This is a genomic window from Pseudomonas sp. AKS31 (genome assembly GCF_023634765.1).
In the GTDB taxonomy this organism is placed as follows: domain Bacteria; phylum Pseudomonadota; class Gammaproteobacteria; order Pseudomonadales; family Pseudomonadaceae; genus Aquipseudomonas.
This window is the reverse complement of sequence record NZ_JAMLFX010000003.1, coordinates 23,390-39,380: the sequence shown is the minus strand read 5'-3', so window position 1 is coordinate 39,380 and position 15,991 is coordinate 23,390. Positions and strand designations below refer to the sequence as shown.

General features: G+C 59.5%; 14 protein-coding genes. 4 read left to right on the top strand and 10 right to left on the bottom strand.

Annotated features, from left to right (window positions below; all coding sequences use genetic code 11):
* Nucleotides 1-92: 92 nt before the first annotated feature.
* Nucleotides 93-1,679, bottom strand: coding sequence for a cytochrome c oxidase subunit I (gene ctaD, locus M9827_RS11190; RefSeq protein ID WP_250605514.1), 1,587 nt, complete (start codon nucleotides 1,677-1,679; stop codon nucleotides 93-95).
* An 82-nt stretch (nucleotides 1,680-1,761) separates the two neighbouring features.
* Nucleotides 1,762-2,889 carry a cytochrome c oxidase subunit II gene (coxB, locus tag M9827_RS11185; protein ID WP_250605513.1) on the bottom strand — a complete coding sequence of 376 codons (1,128 nt, stop codon included), beginning with the start codon at nucleotides 2,887-2,889 and terminating at the stop codon, nucleotides 1,762-1,764.
* Between the two features lie 370 nt (nucleotides 2,890-3,259).
* On the opposite strand from coxB, the gene M9827_RS11180 reads away from it, so the two are divergent.
* Nucleotides 3,260-3,910, top strand: a complete 651-nt coding sequence (locus M9827_RS11180; RefSeq protein ID WP_250605512.1) for a hypothetical protein — start codon at nucleotides 3,260-3,262, stop codon at nucleotides 3,908-3,910.
* Nucleotides 3,911-4,046: 136 nt separating this feature from the next.
* On the opposite strand, the gene M9827_RS11175 is transcribed toward M9827_RS11180, so the two are convergent.
* The 3 genes from M9827_RS11175 to M9827_RS11165 all read right to left on the bottom strand — a co-directional run bounded on the left by M9827_RS11175 (nucleotide 4,047) and on the right by M9827_RS11165 (nucleotide 7,688).
* Entirely contained in the window at nucleotides 4,047-5,573 is a 1,527-nt protein-coding gene (locus M9827_RS11175) for a SulP family inorganic anion transporter (protein WP_250605511.1), read from the bottom strand.
* Nucleotides 5,574-5,663: 90 nt separating this feature from the next.
* Nucleotides 5,664-6,392, bottom strand: coding sequence for a carbonic anhydrase (locus M9827_RS11170; RefSeq protein WP_250605510.1), 729 nt, complete (start codon nucleotides 6,390-6,392; stop codon nucleotides 5,664-5,666).
* A gap of 237 nt (nucleotides 6,393-6,629) precedes the next feature.
* The gene (locus M9827_RS11165; protein WP_250605509.1) at nucleotides 6,630-7,688 is read right to left on the bottom strand and encodes a PA0069 family radical SAM protein; all 1,059 of its coding nucleotides are present in this window, start codon (nucleotides 7,686-7,688) and stop codon (nucleotides 6,630-6,632) included.
* A 221-nt stretch (nucleotides 7,689-7,909) separates the two neighbouring features.
* Here M9827_RS11165 and M9827_RS11160 point away from each other — a divergent pair, with 221 nt between their 5' ends.
* Both M9827_RS11160 and M9827_RS11155 read left to right on the top strand, forming a co-directional pair.
* Entirely contained in the window at nucleotides 7,910-8,212 is a 303-nt protein-coding gene (locus M9827_RS11160) for a hypothetical protein (protein WP_250605508.1), read from the top strand.
* A gap of 207 nt (nucleotides 8,213-8,419) precedes the next feature.
* Nucleotides 8,420-8,695: a hypothetical protein gene (locus tag M9827_RS11155; protein WP_250605507.1), complete on the top strand. Its 276-nt coding sequence runs from the start codon at nucleotides 8,420-8,422 to the stop codon at nucleotides 8,693-8,695.
* A 59-nt stretch (nucleotides 8,696-8,754) separates the two neighbouring features.
* On the opposite strand, the gene M9827_RS11150 is transcribed toward M9827_RS11155, so the two are convergent.
* Genes M9827_RS11150 through M9827_RS11140 form a run of 3 tightly spaced genes read right to left on the bottom strand, consistent with a single transcriptional unit; the run spans nucleotide 8,755 to nucleotide 12,604 of the window.
* Nucleotides 8,755-10,056 (bottom strand): c-type cytochrome, encoded by a 1,302-nt coding sequence (locus M9827_RS11150; protein ID WP_250605506.1) that lies wholly within the window; start codon nucleotides 10,054-10,056, stop codon nucleotides 8,755-8,757.
* Nucleotides 10,057-10,068: 12 nt separating this feature from the next.
* Nucleotides 10,069-11,853, bottom strand: coding sequence for a GMC family oxidoreductase (locus tag M9827_RS11145; RefSeq protein WP_116254160.1), 1,785 nt, complete (start codon nucleotides 11,851-11,853; stop codon nucleotides 10,069-10,071).
* 4 nt (nucleotides 11,854-11,857) lie between these two features.
* On the bottom strand, nucleotides 11,858-12,604 hold the full coding sequence (locus tag M9827_RS11140; RefSeq protein WP_250605505.1) for a gluconate 2-dehydrogenase subunit 3 family protein: 747 nt from the start codon (nucleotides 12,602-12,604) through the stop codon (nucleotides 11,858-11,860).
* Between the two features lie 303 nt (nucleotides 12,605-12,907).
* On the opposite strand from M9827_RS11140, the gene M9827_RS11135 reads away from it, so the two are divergent.
* Nucleotides 12,908-13,552 (top strand): dual specificity protein phosphatase family protein, encoded by a 645-nt coding sequence (locus M9827_RS11135; protein WP_250605504.1) that lies wholly within the window; start codon nucleotides 12,908-12,910, stop codon nucleotides 13,550-13,552.
* Nucleotides 13,553-13,597: 45 nt separating this feature from the next.
* Here M9827_RS11135 and M9827_RS11130 read toward each other — a convergent pair whose 3' ends face one another.
* Complete coding sequence (locus tag M9827_RS11130) at nucleotides 13,598-13,885, bottom strand: YheV family putative zinc ribbon protein (RefSeq protein ID WP_007911710.1); 288 nt, start codon at nucleotides 13,883-13,885, stop codon at nucleotides 13,598-13,600.
* Nucleotides 13,882-15,933: an oligopeptidase A gene (gene prlC, locus M9827_RS11125; RefSeq protein ID WP_250605503.1), complete on the bottom strand. Its 2,052-nt coding sequence runs from the start codon at nucleotides 15,931-15,933 to the stop codon at nucleotides 13,882-13,884. The genes M9827_RS11130 and prlC overlap by 4 nt, the downstream gene beginning before the upstream one ends.
* Nucleotides 15,934-15,991: the final 58 nt, after the last annotated feature.

The window sequence follows — 15,991 nt, the reverse complement described above, 5'->3', positions numbered from 1 at the left end:
CTTGCCAGCGATGGCTGCCTGCCTGACACACTGCGCTGGCCCCATCGCTGGCAAGCCAGCTCCCACAGGGTTTGTTATAGGGCCGAGGGTGCTCATTTCACTTCCGGCGGCGTAGTGAACGTGTGATACGGCGCCGGTGACGGCACGCTCCACTCCAGTCCTTCGGCGCCATCCCACGGCTTGGCCGGTGCCGGCGCGCCACCGCGAATGGTCTTGATCACAATGAACAGGAAGAAGATCTGCGTGGCGCCAAACATGAACGCGCCAATCGACGAAACCATGTTGAAGTCGGCGAACTGCAGGTTGTAGTCCGGAATCCGTCGCGGCATCCCCGCCAGCCCGACGAAGTGCATCGGGAAGAAGGTCAGGTTCATGCCGACGAACGACAGCCAGAAATGCAGCTTGCCGAGGGTTTCGTCGTACATGTGCCCGGTCCACTTCGGCAGCCAGTAATAGGCAGAGGCGAAGATCCCGAAGATCGCCCCCGGCACCAGCACGTAGTGGAAGTGCGCGACCACAAAATAGGTGTCCTGATACTGGAAGTCCGCCGGCGCGATGGCCAGCATCAACCCGGAGAAACCACCGATGGAGAACAGGATCACGAACGCCACCGCAAACAGCATCGGCGTCTCGAAAGTCATCGAGCCCTGCCACATGGTGCTCGCCCAGTTGAACACCTTCACCCCGGTCGGCACTGCGATCAGCATGGTCGCGTACATGAAGAACAACTCGCCCACCAGCGGAATGCCGACCACGAACATGTGGTGCGCCCAGACGATGAACGACAGGAACGCGATGCTCGCCGTCGCATAGACCATCGAGGTGTAGCCGAACAGCGGTTTGCGCGCGAAGGTCGGGATGATCTGGCTGACCGCGCCGAACGCCGGCAGGATCATGATGTACACCTCCGGGTGCCCGAAGAACCAGAACACATGCTGGAAGAGCACCGGGTCACCGCCACCGGCAGCACTGAAGAAACTGGTGCCGAAGTGGATGTCCATCAGCATCATCGTCACGCACCCGGCCAGCACCGGCATCACCGCGATCAGCAGGAACGCTGTGATCAGCCAGGTCCAGACAAACAGCGGCATTTTCATCAACGTCATGCCGGGGGCGCGCAGGTTGAGGATGGTCGCGACCACGTTGATCGCGCCCATGATCGAACTGATCCCCATCAAGTGGATGGCGAAGATGAAGAACGTCACGCTTTCCGGCGCGTAGGTGGTCGACAGCGGCGCGTAGAAGGTCCAGCCGAAATTCGGCCCGCCACCGGGGGTGAACAGGGTCGACACCAGCAGCAGAAACGCCGCCGGCAACAGCCAGAAACTGAAGTTGTTCATCCGTGGCAGAGCCATGTCTGGCGCGCCGATCATCAACGGGATCATCCAGTTGGCGAGGCCGACGAAGGCTGGCATTACCGCACCAAAAACCATCACCAGACCGTGCATGGTGGTCATCTGGTTGAAGAACGCCGGCTCGACGATCTGCAGACCGGGCTGGAACAGCTCGGCGCGGATCACCATGGCGAACGAGCCGCCGAGCAGGAACATGCAGAACGCAAACCACAGGTACAGCGTGCCGATGTCCTTGTGGTTGGTGGTCAGCACCCAGCGCATCAGGCCTTTGGCCGGGCCGTGGGCGTGGTCGGCATGACCGTGGTCATCGATGACAGCGCTCATGGCCGGTCTCCTTTACGTGAGTGGGCAGGGCGGGCCGGGGCGTGGTGCCCCGGCCGGTTCACGAGGTACGCGATAGACCGGCTCATTTGCTTTCCGCCTGTTTCAGCTCCAGCACTTCTTTTGGCGTGACCATGTCGCCCTTGTTGTTGCCCCAGGCGTTACGTTCGTAAGTCACGACCGCTGCGATATCGACTTCCGACAGCTGTTTGCCGAACGCCGCCATGGCAGTGCCGGGCTTGCCGTGGAAGACAATGCTCAAGTGGCCTTCTTTCGGTCCGGTGGCGATTTTCGAGCCTTTGAGCGCCGGGAACATCGGCGGCAGACCCTGGCCTTCGGCCTGGTGACAGGCCACGCAGGTGGTGTGATACACCTTGTCGCCCCGTTCCTTGAGTTCGTCGAGGGTCCATTCCTTGCTGGTCAGCTCTTTAAGCTGCGCGGCCTCGGCCTTGCGCTCGGCGAGCCACTTCTCGTAATCGGCCTTCTCTTTGACCTCGACCACGATCGGCATGAAGCCGTGATCCTTGCCGCACAGTTCGGCGCACTGGCCACGGTAGAGGCCGGGCTTGTCGATGCGTGTCCAGGCTTCGTTGACGAACCCCGGGATCGCATCGCGTTTGACCGCGAAGGCCGGCACCCACCAGGAGTGGATAACGTCGGCGGACGTCACAAGGAAGCGCACCTTGGCCCCGGTCGGCAGCACCAATGGCTTGTCGACTTCGAGCAGGTAGTGCTCGCCTTTGGCTTCCTTGTTGTGGATCTGCTCGGCGGGGGTGGCCAGGTTGCTGAAGAACTCGACGTCCTGGCCCAGGTATTTGTAGTGCCACTTCCACTGATAACCGGTGATCTGGATATCGATATCCGGCTCACTGGTGTCGTACATCTTGATCAGGGTGGCAGTCGCCGGTACGGCCATGGCCACCAGAATCAGCAGCGGCACGACGGTCCACATGATTTCGACGCCGGTGCTTTCGTGGAATTTTGCGGCGACCTGCCCGGTAGAACGGCGGTGCACCATCATCGACCAGAACATGGCGCCGAAGACGATGATCCCGATCACCACACAGATCCAGAAAATGGTCATGTGCAGGTCGAATACTGCGTGACTGATTTCAGTCGCTCCAGGCGCCATATTCACAGTCCAGGCGGCGTTGGCCTGGCTGAAAATCGACCACAACAGGAGGCCCATCCAGACGTGTGGATGTCGCATCATTGCGGGTTCCCCTTATCGTTCTTGTTATCCCGGAGGCGTAACGCCTGCGGCAAGGGAGCGGCTGCATCAGACTACGAACTTGAATCGCCGGGCCTTGCTGCGGGTGCAGTCGGGCGTCATCAGCTAACTCCATTCAATGGCGAGTATAGACAGCGCCGGGAAATTGCAATGTGCACACGTAAATCAACTGAAACAGCTGGCACTTGCGTTCAAGGGCAGGAATGGAGAAGGATGCAGACGAGTGGTGGCAAACCGATATAACGCAGGTGCATCAAGGATGAAATAATTATGACAAATGCGTCTTAGCATTTTTCGTAAGCCAGCTAAGTTATGTCTTCCCTATTTCATTGCCTTGTTTCCTGGAGTTTTCATGAACACCGCCGCATTGCGCGAGCAGATCCAAAAAGCCCAACAACACGAAAAAGATACCGGCCTGCTGACCCGTCAGCTGGAAAGCAAGCTGCCTCATTTACACCCGGCGATCCAACTGCCGGAAGCCGACGCCCAAGGCGTGCTGACGCGTTTTGTCGCCGCCTATATCGATGAAGTGCCAGACCTGCTGGATGCAGCCAATGAAGTCGCCAGGGAAGCGGGAATCGAATCGCAGATCAAACCGGTGCTGAAAATCGCCGAGCAGTATTTCCTCCAGCCGCCGGCGATCATGGCCGGGCACGTTGGCCTGGACAGCCTGCTCGACGAAGCCTATCTGGCGCACCGTTTTGTCGAAGAGGTCAATGACCTGTACATCAAGCATTTCGGCCAGCCACTGATCCCCCTGGACATGACGGTCGCCAACCTGATTGCTCACCAATTGATCGGTGAGGAATTTGCCAACCAACTGGACGAAGCGGTGCATCACGCCATCGACGAGATGCTCAACGATGAGAGTTTCGCGCTGGAATCGGTAGAAGCCTACCGCGACAAACTCAGCAGCCCGGACACCGGCGCCGCGTGGAAACGCTGGCCGTGCATGGGCCGCCGCCTCGGCGTGGGTCTGGAACTCGACCAGCCTGCCGCGTAATCCTGAGCGACACCCAAATACCTGTGGGAGCTGGCTTGCCAGCGATAGCGGTGGATCAGTCAGCATTGTCAGTGACTGACACTCCGTCATCGCTGGCAAGCCAGCTCCCACAGGGTTTTTGTTCAGGCGGGAAGATTTAGCCGGCCGCGCCGATACCGGTAGTGGTTCGAATCCGTCCCTCAAGCCTGCGCTTCAACCCCCGCGACTCGATCAACAGCTTCGACCCCTTCGCCGCATTCGCCCGGCCCCACTCCTCCAGCAACTCCAGACACGAATGGTCGATGTAGCTCAGATTATTGAGCGGCACATGCACCGTCGTCCCCTGCGGAATACTGCCCAGCACTTGCGTCAGAGCCGGCACCTTGAGGAATGTCGCCGCGCCGACCAGACGCAATTCCATCTCACCGTCCTGCGGCAGATCGATCAGGCTGATCTTCAGGCGCGAAGCCTTGAACGCCAGTTTCAACAAGGTCAGACCGAAACCGATCAACACACCCGTCAGCAGGTCGGTGAAGATGATCGCCAGCGCCGTCGCCGCGTAGGTGAACATCGGCATCCGTCCATAGCGTCCCAATCCTCGAAACGCTTTGAGATCGACCAGTTTGAAACCGGTATAGACCAGCACGCCGGCCAGGCTCGCCACCGGAATGCTTTGCAGCACACTCGACAGCAACAGCACGAACGCCAGCAGCCACAGGCCATGGAAGATCGTCGAATAACGCGTGGTCGCACCGGCCTGAACGTTGGCCGAACTGCGCACGATCACCCCGGTCATCGGCAGCGCTCCGACCAGACCGCAGAGCATATTGCCGACCCCTTGCGCCGACAGCTCACGGTCGAAATCCGAGCGCACGCCGCTGTGCATGCGATCCACCGCCGCAGCGGAGAGCAGCGTTTCGGCACTGGCGATGAAGGCTACGGCGAACGCGGCGATCAACAGCGTCGGGTCGGCGAGGCTGAGCAGGTCCGCCGGTTTCAGCCAATCAATGGCTTCGGCCAGATTCGCCGGTACTTCAACGCGTTTGACCTGCAACGCCAGCAGCAGACTGGCCCCTGTCGCCAGACCCACGCCGAGCAATGCGCCTGGCACAAAGCGCAGCGAATGCGGGCGAAATTTCTCCCACAGCCACATCACCGCGATCGTCGACAGCCCGAGCAGGCCAGCCTGCCAGCCAAACGACGGCAACGCCTGTGCCACGGCTGCCGGGAACGCGGTGAGGTTGTCCAGACCAGAAGGTTTTGGCGAGGCATCGAGCATCACATGTACCTGCGACAGCACGATCAACACGCCAATCCCCGCCAGCATCCCGTACACCACGGCTGGCGCCGTCACCCGAAACCAGCAACCGAGTTTCAAGCGCCCGGCCACCAGTTGCAGGAAACCGGCGAGCAACAGAATCGGCCCGAGCATTTCGATGCCGTGCTGGCGCACCAGCTCGAACACCAACACCGCCAGACCCGCCGCCGGTCCGCTGACCTGCAACGGCGACCCGGCCAGCCAGCCGACCACCAGACCACCGATGATCCCGGTGATCAAACCTTTGGCCGGCGGCAACCCTGACGCAATCGCGATACCCATGCACAGCGGCAAGGCGACCAGAAACACAACCACTGAAGCGAGCAGCTCCCGTGGCAACACCGCTTTCAATTGAGCCGCACGCATGGCGATTCTCCCGAAGTTTTCTTCAGGCATGGCTTCGCCGAACCGCTGAAACAGCGGCCGGCGTCAAACCACACAGATGTTTAGGAAGATTTAGAAGCGCGCTTTGGGCGTCGCCACCGGAATCGGATGGCTACCGTCGAGCGGCAGGAAACGTCCCTGATCCGCGTCGTAAGCTTTGATTTCGCTGGTTTCGATGTTGTAGACCCAGCCATGGATGAACAGATGACCGTTCGCCATGCGCGAGGCTACCGAAGGATGGGTACGCAAGTGCTGCAATTGGGCGATGACGTTTTCCTCGGTGAGGATCGGCATGCTTTCTTTTTCGTCGGCGCAGTGACAGTTGTCGTGCACCATGGTTTTCGCGACTTCAGCGTGGCGCAGCCAGGCTTTGACGGTCGGCATCTTTTCCAGGCTGCCCGGGTTGAGTACCGCACGCATGGCGCCGCAATCGGAGTGGCCGCAGATGATGATGTGCTGCACGCCCAGCGCCAGCACCGCGTATTCGATCGCGGTGGATACGCCGCCGTTCATCTGGCCGTACGGCGGAACGACGTTGCCGACGTTACGGGTGACGAACAGATCGCCCGGCGAGCTCTGGGTAATCAGCTCAGGGACGATGCGCGAGTCAGCGCAGGTGATGAACATCGCTTTGGGCGCCTGGGCCGTGGCGAGTTTCTTGAAGAGTTCTTCCTGCTGCGGGAAGACCTCATGATGAAAATGCAAAAAGCCGTCTACGATCTGTCGCAGCGCTGCATCGGCGGATTCCGCCACAGGGGCTTGCGCCGACGCAGCCAACGGCTGTTTATCCTTGTCACTCATGATTCATCCTCTTTGGCGGATTCAGGGATTCTTCCCCGGTATTCCGGTATGAAGCCAGTGGCTGTTTAAAACATCCGGGTCATCCCGACCCGTCAGTCACTCGATGAACAAGGTAGCCGCCGAAACTTAACTCAAACTGAATCAAACGCTCTAGAACGTGTGTTCCAGGTCACAAAAAACGTGACTGAGTGATTTCGGCGCAAGGATTCCAACCCTTCAACCAAGGGGCAATTGTCGCTAAATCAATGACATCTGGCGACCCGGCGGACAGAAGGCAGTGCAATCGAGGTTATAGCCTTCGCGATGATTCATGCCGAGACGCTTGATGGCTTTGGCAAATCGTTGCGCGAGCAAGTCGGCGAACACCCCTTCGCCGCGCATGCGTGCGCCAAAACGGCTGTCGTAGAGCTCGCCACCCCGGCTCTGGCGAATCAGGCTCAGCACATGCGCGGCGCGCTGCGGATAATGTGCCGCCAGCCACTCCTCGAACAACGGTGCCACCTCCAGCGGCAGGCGCAGCATCATGTACGCCGCGCTTTGCGCGCCCGCTGCGTGGGCCTCGTTGAGCAGGTTTTCGATTTCGCTGTCATTGATCATCGGAATCATCGGCGAACACAGCACGCCGACGGGAATGCCAGCCTCGCGCATCACCCTAATCGCCCGCAACCTGGCCTTGGGCGCAGCGGCACGTGGTTCGAGGATGCGTTTCAGTTCGTCATCGAGCGTGGTCAGGCTGATCATCACCGCAACCAGACGTTGCTCGGCCAACTCGGTCAGCAGGTCGAGATCGCGCAGAATCAGCGAGCCTTTGGTGACGATGGTCACCGGGTGCCGATAGCGCAGCAGTACTTCAAGAATCTGCCGGGTGATTTTGTGTTCGCGCTCGATCGGCTGATACGGATCGGTGTTGGAACCCAGGTTGATCGGCGCACATTGATAGCCTTTTTTCCCGAGCTGTTCTTCGAGCACTTGGGCGGCGTTGGTCTTGGCGATCAGCCTGGTTTCAAAATCCAGCCCCGGTGACATGTCCCAATAGGCGTGGCTGGGCCGTGCGTAGCAATAGATGCAGCCGTGTTCGCAGCCGCGATAAGGATTGATCGAGCGGTCGAAGGGCAGATCCGGCGAAGTGTTGCGGGTAATGATGGTTTTGGCGGTTTCGATCATCACCTCGGTGCCTTGGGTCAGCGGCACTTCCTGATACCAGCCGTCGTCCTCGGCCACCGAACGGTTCGGTGCGAAGCGGTTGTGCGGATTGCTGGCGGTGCCGCGACCGCGCGGGGGGAGAGGGGTGATCATTGGGCAGATTCCTGATCTGTATATGCATACAGTAACCGAGCAAGCTCGCTGTGATCCAGTACCGTTCAGCGATGGGATAATTGCTGACTGGAAAAGTTTATATATAAGTGCAAAGTACAATCCGAGATACATATGCCACGTTGTCTCGACAAGTTATCGAATATAGTCTTGGTTACTTCAATCGGCACTTGATCGATTAATAAATTAAAAGGATTTAATTCATGTCTTATCTCAATCAGCGTGGTGTGTTTTTGCAGTTGATGCTGCCGAATGTTTCGGAGCCGAATACTATAGTTTCCATGCAACTGGCTCGTAAGGAACTGGGCTGGAACGCTGAACAAGAGCTGCCCACCGAGGGGTTGGTGGATTCGATCTACGTGGTGGCGGTGTCCAGCGACCGTGGCAAGACGTTCACTATCCGCACCAACAAGAAAGATGTCGACGGCGATGGTGATATTGATAGCGACGACAAGGCAAAGTTGATTGCGCTGGCCAAGGCTTATGTCAGTATCGTCAATCCGTAATTGAAATATCAGGAATCGCAGAGCAAATAACAATAAAGCCCTGCATGAAGATTCATGCAGGGCTTTATTGTTTTAGAAGCAGATACTGTGAATGGCAGCTGGTCAGTCAAAGACTGGCTGGGCATGCACTCTGTCAACTCTGACAGTAGACCGGAATTCTCGCCAACCCTAATCTCAAGCACGCAATCAATCTGAAGGGATTCGTCCATGGCTATCAGAATACTGCTGGAAATTGCGGATATGGACCGAGATGGAAGTCCGGAAATCGCGTTTTATCACTACAGCGAAGACGCGACCGAAATGATGGATTACGACTATTCGCTTTTTGCTTCGTCGTCGCAGGCCAATGGTCGTTATGACGTGATCTCCGAAGACGCCGTCGATACTGACGGCGATGGCGACATCGACAAATACGACGAGAAGCTTTACCTGCAACTGGCCGATGCATTTGCACAGTTCAAAGGCTTTCAGTCCAAGCGTTGATCGGCCGCTGACACCACACGAAAAGTCGAACAGTGCCAGCGGCGTATCAATCACATCCGTCAGTTGTGCGTGGTGACTTGCCCCAAATCATCCCCGGAAGTCGTCTGCATATCGTTCTTGCGCAGCTTGGCGACATCCTCAGCGTCAACCGGCGCACCTTTATTACCCCAACTGCCACGAATGAAACTCACCACATCCGCCACTTCCTGGTCCGACAGGCGCCAGGCGAAGCCCGGCATGGTGAAAGTCGACGGTGCCGTGTGTGTCGCCGGCAATGTACCGCCCTTGAGCACGATGTGGATCAGCGAGGTCGGGTCTTCCGATTGCAACACCGGATTGCCCGCCAGCGCCGGGAACACTCGGGTGTAGCCGTGGCCGTCGGTGCGGTGGCACGCCGCGCAATTGTCGATGTACACCGCAGCGCCACGCTGGCTGTCATCACCGTTCCACAGCGCCTTGGCTGCTTTCTCATCGTACTGATGCGGTTGATCGTTCGGATCAGTGGCCGGTAGCGATTTGAGGTAGCGGGCAATCGCGGTCAGGTCGGCGTCGGTCATGTATTGCATGCTGTGGGTGACCACATCGCTCATGCCGCCGAACACCGCGCTGCGATCGCTGCGCCCGGTCTTGAGGAACTGCACCAGTTGCGCCTCGGTCCAGCTGCCGAGGCCGTCCTTGTGATCGCCGCGCAGGCTCTTGGCGATCCAGCCTTCCAGCGGCGCACTGCCGGCGAGGAAGGTGGTGCCGTCAGTCGCGCTCAGGGATTTTTCCTGCATGGTCAGCGCGCGTGGCGTATGGCAGGCACCGCAATGGCCGAGACCTTCGACCAGATACGCGCCACGGTCGATCACCGGATCCTCTGACGTGGCTTTGTAGTCCTCGACCTTCGGCGCAAACATCCAGCGCCAGCCCATCAGCGGCCAGCGCATGCTGAGTGGCCATGGAATGTCACTGGCCTTGTTCTCCTGCGCCACCGGTTCGACGCCGTGCATGAAGTACGCGTACAGCGCTTGCATGTCGGTTTCGCTGACACGGGCGTAGGACGGATACGGCATCGCCGGGTACAACGTACTACCGTTTTTGGCGACGCCATGGCGGACTGCCTGATCGAAGTCTTCGAAGCTGTATTCACCGACACCGGTTTTATCCGGGGTGATGTTGGTCGAGTAGATCGTGCCGATCGGCGTTTCCATCGGCAGGCCACCGGCGAACGGCTTGCCGCCCTTGGCGGTGTGGCAAGCCACGCAGTCACCGGCGCGGGCGAGGTATTCGCCCTGTTTGATCAAACTTTGATCAACTTCAGCCGCATGCAGTGAGGCACTGCCGAGCAACGCCAGGGTCGCGATAACGAGAGTCTTCATGGTCATCGCTCCTTAAGCCTGAACCAGCGGGCCGGGGTTTTTCAGGTACTGCTCGCGAATTGCCTTCGCCGACCAGTAGGTCAACGCCGCGACCAGCCCGGTCGGGTTGTAACCCAGGCCCTGCGGAAATGCCGAGGCACCCGGAACGAAAACGTTATGCACGTCCCAGCTCTGCAGGTAGCGGTTCAGGGCGCTCTTCTTCGGATCGGTGCCCATGATCGCGCCGCCGTTGAGGTGGGTGGTCTGGTAGGACGCGGTGTTGAAGTGATCGCCGACTTTCTTGCCGATCACGGCAATGGCTTTCGGCCCCATCGCTTCGGCGACCTTGCCCATTTTCTCGACCATGAAGCGGTTCATCTTGATGTCGTTTTCCTGCCAGTCGAAGGTCATCCGCAACAGCGGCAAGCCGTAGGCATCGCGGTAGACCGGATCGAGGTCGAGGTAGTTGCCCCGATAGGACTGATGCGCGCCGTGGGCGTCCATCGACACCTGATGGGTGTAGTAATCGGCGGTCGCGCGTTTCCAGGCACTGCCCCACGCGGGTGTGCCCGGCGGGTTCGAGGTGCCGGCAATCGGCCGGCTGCCAGCCTGGTTGACCCACATCGGCGAGCCGCCAACGAAGCCGTGCGGGCCGTGGTCGAAGTTGTCGGCGTTGAAATCGTCCAGCGCCACGCCGTTGCCGCCGGCGCCGATGAAGTTGTTGGTGTGGGTGTCCTTGTCGAAGAACGCCTTGATGGTCGCCATGTTCTGGTAGGCGAAGTTACGCCCGACCACGCCTTCGCCGCTGATCGGGTCGTAAGGCTTGCCGATGCCGGAGAGCAGCATCAGACGCACGTTGTGCAACTGGAACGCGCCGAGGATCACCAGATCTGCCGGTTGCTCGATCTCGCGACCCTGGCCGTCGATGTAGGTCACGCCGGTGGCTTTGGATTTGCTGCTGTCGAGATTGACCCGCAGCACGTGCGAGTTGGGCCGCAGCTCGAAATTCGGCAGCGGCTTGAGCGCTGGCAGAATATTCACGTTCGGCGAGGCTTTGGAATACATGTAGCAGACATAACCGCTGCAGAAACCGCAGAAGTTGCACGGGCCCATTTGTGCGCCGTAGGGATTGGTGTACGGCCCCGACGTATTTGCCGAAGGCAGGTTGTAGGGTTTGTAGCCGACCTCTGTCGCCGCTTTGCCGAACAGTTGTGCGGAAACCGTATTCTTCTGCGCCTCCAGCGGAAACGGGTTGGAACGATCCGGCGCGTACGGGTTGCCGCCCTTGCCCTGACCGACCAGTTGGCCCTTCACCGTCCACGCCTGACCCGAGGTGCCGAAGACTTTTTCGGCGAAATCGAAGAACGGCTCCAGCTCTTCATAGCTGACGCCGAAGTCCTGGATGGTCATGTCCTTGGGGATAAAACTTTTGCCGTAGCGCTCTTCGTAGTGGCTGCGCATGCGCAACTCGATCGGGTCGACGCGAAAGTGCACACCCGACCAGTGCAACCCGGCGCCGCCTACACCATTACCCGGCAGGAACGCACCCAACTGGCGGTTCGGCAGGGCGATGTCGTTGACGCTATGGCGAATGGTGACCGTCTCTTTGGAGATGTCCTGAAAGAGTTTTTTGCGCACGCTGTAGGTGAGTTCGTCAATCACCTGGGGATAGTTGCCGTCCGGGTAGGTGTCCTGCATCGGCCCGCGCTCCAGCGCCAGCACGTTGAGACCCGCTTCGGTCAGCTCCTTGGCCATGATCGCGCCGGTCCAGCCAAAACCGACGATAACTGCGTCAACCTTCTTCATTACTGTTGCCATGTGCTTACGCCCTCTCGCCGCGAATAGACACTGCCGGGAAGGGGTATTGCTCGTTGCGTTCCACCCAATCCATGAAATCGGCGCGGGCGCCGGGGAAGCCGATCATGGTCCAGCCGACCATGCCTTGGTTGCCGCCGTGGATCGGGTCGCAGAAGAACCCTTCCTTGGTGTTTTGCAGCAGCAGATTGAAGAAAATCTTCGCTGGAACGGCGTCGAACTGCGGTTTGCCGGCTTCGAGTTGCTTGAGCAAATCGTCTCGGGTAGCGCTGTCTTGCTCAGCAAATACTTTACCGTTGAGGGATTTTGCCCACTGATCCGTGGCGGCGATGCCGAGGCGATAGATCTCTTTGGGCACCAGTTTGCTCTGCCAACCCATTTCCGGCGCAGCGTCGGCATTGAACGGGCCTTGCATGTACCACAGGGCACCGGCGGCGTAGGGCGTGTTCATCTGCCGGTCGATGTATTCCGGCACACCGGCCTCGAGTGCGCCTGGGCCTTGGGCATCGTTGGGGATCAACTGTGCGACGGCAGCATTGATGAACGCCCATTCTTCGGCGGTGAAGTAGCTCGGCTGGTACACGCTGGCATCCGCGCGAACCGGTTGCGGCGCGGGCGCAGCAGGCGCGACTTCGGGGGCGGCTTGCAGGACGCTGCTGCCCAGACCGGTGCCGGCCAGAGTGACCACCGGAATCAGGGTCAGGGATTTGCGCAAAAACTCACGCCGCGGGTTGTCTCGATCTTCATCAGACATGGGGTGCACCTCATCAGGCATTAGGGGACAGCCGCTTCTGCGAACGGCTTGAGGATTTTTCGTCGAGACGGATCCGGTCTGACCCGGAAAAAGGGCACGCGTCTGCAACATCATGTGACAAATGGTAGCAGGCTAAGCTTCCGGATGAACCGGTTCAGTGGAAAAAACAGCGGTTTTCTGAATGCCAGGGAATGAAACCCCGCGGATTCACGATTCTTTGACAAGCGCCTCACAGGGCTTTGACCGCTTAACATCGAAGCTGCGGTTCCGCTCACCGATGAACCCCGAAACGGTTACCCCAGCATGTCCCGAGTGCGTTTTTTTTCCGCTTTGTGCTTATCGCTTTTAGTGCTGTTGCCCTGGATGCCTGCACAGGCTGCAGCGATAGTGCCGGCTCGTCCCGCTGATTGGGCACAACCGGTCGAAGTGCAATACAACCTGTTCCAGATGTCCCCGACGCTCTACCGCAGCGCCTTGCCCGATGGCGGTGCGGTGCCGTTGCTGAAGAATCTGAAAGTCGCCACGGTGATCAACTTCCTTCCAGAAGCGGACAGCAACTGGTTGTCCGAGCCAGGCATCAACCAGGTGCAATTGCCGTATCGCACCAATCACGTTGACGACGCCGATGTACTCAAGACCCTACGCGCGATTCAGTCCGCCGAAGCCAACGGTCCGGTGCTGATGCATTGCAAACACGGCTCCGACCGCACCGGCCTGATGGCGGCGATGTACCGGATCGTGGTGCAAGGCTGGAGCAAAGAGGACGCCTTGAGCGAGATGACCCAAGGTGGTTTTGGCGAGAGCGGGCACTTTCGCGACAGCGTGCGCTATGTGATGCAGGCTGATGTCGACAAACTGCGCACGGCACTGGCCAACGGTGATTGCAGCACCAGTGCGTTTGCCACTTGCTCGATGAAGAGCTGGTTCCAGTCGGTCAACCTCAAATAAGCCGTGCCCTCCACGGCGTTGCACCGTGGAGGGTGATTCGCGGACTCAGTCTTCGGACTTTTTCTTCAGCTTCGGATTCGGGAAGAACTGCACCGCCTGCACCGTTTTGTCCGGAGCAGGTTTGTTCAGCGCACTGGTGTTGACCCGCGTGCCCAGTTCTTTCGGTACCGACAGCCCTTGTTCGTTGAGCGTGTCCGAGTAACCGCAAGCTACACATTCACGGTGTGGCACGCTGTCCTCGTTCCACATCATCAACTTGTCCGGTTCGCTGCACGCCGGGCAGACCGCCCCGGCGATAAAGCGTTTCTTGGTAATCACAGGTGCCTCACTCATGCTGCCGCGTCCTCACTCAGGCCGCTATGGCGCAAGAGTGCGTCAATCGAAGGCTCACGGCCACGGAAGTCGACGAACAGCACCATCGGCGCCTGCGAACCGCCGCGCGCCAGAATCGCTTCGCGGAAAGCTCGGCCGGTTTCAGCGTTGAGCACGCCGTCTTCTTCGAATTTGGAGAAGGCATCCGCCGACAGCACTTCAGCCCATTTGTAGCTGTAGTAACCCGCTGCGTAACCGCCAGCAAAGATGTGCGCAAAGCTGTTCGGGAAGCGGTTATAGGCCGGCGGACGCATCACCGACACTTCGTCACGCACACCTTCGAGCACTTGCAGCACGCTGCGGCCGTCGCCGTGGGTGGCGTGCAATTCGAAGTCGAACAGCGAGAACTCCAGCTGACGGACCATCATCAGGCCGGACTGGAAGTTTTTCGCCGCGAGCATTTTTTCCAGCAAGTCCTGTGGCAGCGGCTCGCCGCTTTCGTAGTGACCGGAAATCAGCGCGAGGCCTTCCGGCTCCCAGCACCAGTTTTCCATGAACTGGCTCGGTAGCTCGACCGCGTCCCATGCCACGCCGTTGATCCCGGAAACACCCGCGTGATCCACGCGGGTCAGCAGGTGATGCAGGCCGTGACCGAATTCGTGGAACAGCGTGGTCACTTCATCGTGGGTCAGCAAAGCAGGCTTGCCGCTGTCGGCCGGGGTGAAGTTGCAGACCAGGTTGGCCACCGGGCTTTGCAACACGCCGTCAACGGTGCGGCGCCGGTCGCGGGCGCCGTCCATCCAGGCACCGCCACGCTTGTTGGCGCGGGCGTAGAGGTCGAAGAAGAAGCGCCCAACGTGCTGGCCGTTTTCCTTGATTTCGAACAGGCGTACATCCGGGTGCCAGGTGTCGAAGCCTTTCTGCTCGGCGATTTCGATGCCGTACAGACGCTGAACGATGGCGAACAGGCCGCCCAGCACTTTGTCGATCGGGAAGTACGCGCGCAGTGTTTCCTGGGCGACGCTGTAGCGTTGTTCGCGCAGCTTTTCACCGTAGAAACCGCTGTCCCAGCTTTGCAGGTCGGCGCAGCCCTGTTCGGCGGCATAAGCGCGCAGCTGTTGCAGATCCTGCTCAGCGAACGGCTTGCTGCGCTTGGCCAGATCACGCAGGAAGCTCAACACCTGATCGCTGGACTCGGCCATTTTGGTGGCCAGGCTCAGCTCGGAGAAACTGGCGAAACCCAACAGTCTGGCCAGTTCCTGGCGCAGGTCGAGGATCTCTTCCATCACCGGGCCATTGTCGTGCTGACCGGCGTTCGGCCCTTGGTCCGAGGCGCGGGTGCAGTAAGCGGCATAGACTTCTTCACGCAGCGCGCGGTCTTGCGCGTAGGTCATCACCGCGTAGTAGCTCGGGAATTCCAGGGTGATCAGCCAGCCGTCGAGGCCTTTGGCCTGTGCGGCGGCAGCCATTTGCGCCTTGGCCGAATCGGTCAGACCGGCGAGGGCGGCTTCGTCGGTGACGTGCTTGGTCCAAGCCTGGGTGGCGTCGAGCAGTTGATTGGAGAAGCGGCTGCCCAGTTCGGACAGTTTGCTCTGCACTTCGGCGTAACGTTTCTGTTCAGCTTCCGGCAGGTCGATACCCGACAGACGGAAGTCACGCAGGGCGTGTTCCAGAATAGTCTTTTGCGCGACGTCGAAACCGGCGGCTTGCGGGCTGTTGGCCAGCGCTTCATAAGCCTGGAACAGCTCGCGGTTCTGGCCCATCTCGGTGGAATAGGCGCTCAGGGCTGGCAGGCACGACTCGTAAGCTTCACGCAGTTCGGCGCTGTTGCACACGGCGTTGAGGTGGCTGACCGGGCTCCAGGCAGCGCCGAGGCGGTCATTGAGTTCGTCCATCGCCAACACCAGGCCGGCCCAGGTAGGGTTCTGGACTTGAGTCTTGAGAATTTCGGCGATGGCGGCGCGGTTGTCGGCCAGGATCGTTTCGATGGCGGGCAGGACGTGTTCGGCACGGATCGTGGAGAACGGCGGCAGGTCGTAGGACTGCAGAAGAGGGTTGTTCACGCTCACGGTTGGCACCTTGGCTGGGGAAACATTGCCCCATCTTAATTACAATCGGCATTCACCG

Excerpts from the sequence above, each read along its gene's own strand:
- ctaD (WP_250605514.1), bottom strand. The coding sequence starts at position 1,679 with ATGAGCGCTGTCATCGATGACCACGGTCATGCCGACCACGCCCACGGC.
- coxB (WP_250605513.1), bottom strand. The coding sequence starts at position 2,889 with ATGATGCGACATCCACACGTCTGGATGGGCCTCCTGTTGTGGTCGATT.
- M9827_RS11180 (WP_250605512.1), top strand. The coding sequence starts at position 3,260 with ATGAACACCGCCGCATTGCGCGAGCAGATCCAAAAAGCCCAACAACAC.
- M9827_RS11175 (WP_250605511.1), bottom strand. The coding sequence starts at position 5,573 with ATGCGTGCGGCTCAATTGAAAGCGGTGTTGCCACGGGAGCTGCTCGCT.
- M9827_RS11170 (WP_250605510.1), bottom strand. The coding sequence starts at position 6,392 with ATGAGTGACAAGGATAAACAGCCGTTGGCTGCGTCGGCGCAAGCCCCT.
- M9827_RS11165 (WP_250605509.1), bottom strand. The coding sequence starts at position 7,688 with ATGATCACCCCTCTCCCCCCGCGCGGTCGCGGCACCGCCAGCAATCCG.
- M9827_RS11160 (WP_250605508.1), top strand. The coding sequence starts at position 7,910 with ATGTCTTATCTCAATCAGCGTGGTGTGTTTTTGCAGTTGATGCTGCCG.
- M9827_RS11155 (WP_250605507.1), top strand. The coding sequence starts at position 8,420 with ATGGCTATCAGAATACTGCTGGAAATTGCGGATATGGACCGAGATGGA.
- M9827_RS11150 (WP_250605506.1), bottom strand. The coding sequence starts at position 10,056 with ATGAAGACTCTCGTTATCGCGACCCTGGCGTTGCTCGGCAGTGCCTCA.
- M9827_RS11145 (WP_116254160.1), bottom strand. The coding sequence starts at position 11,853 with ATGGCAACAGTAATGAAGAAGGTTGACGCAGTTATCGTCGGTTTTGGC.
- M9827_RS11140 (WP_250605505.1), bottom strand. The coding sequence starts at position 12,604 with ATGTCTGATGAAGATCGAGACAACCCGCGGCGTGAGTTTTTGCGCAAA.
- M9827_RS11135 (WP_250605504.1), top strand. The coding sequence starts at position 12,908 with ATGTCCCGAGTGCGTTTTTTTTCCGCTTTGTGCTTATCGCTTTTAGTG.
- M9827_RS11130 (WP_007911710.1), bottom strand. The coding sequence starts at position 13,885 with ATGAGTGAGGCACCTGTGATTACCAAGAAACGCTTTATCGCCGGGGCG.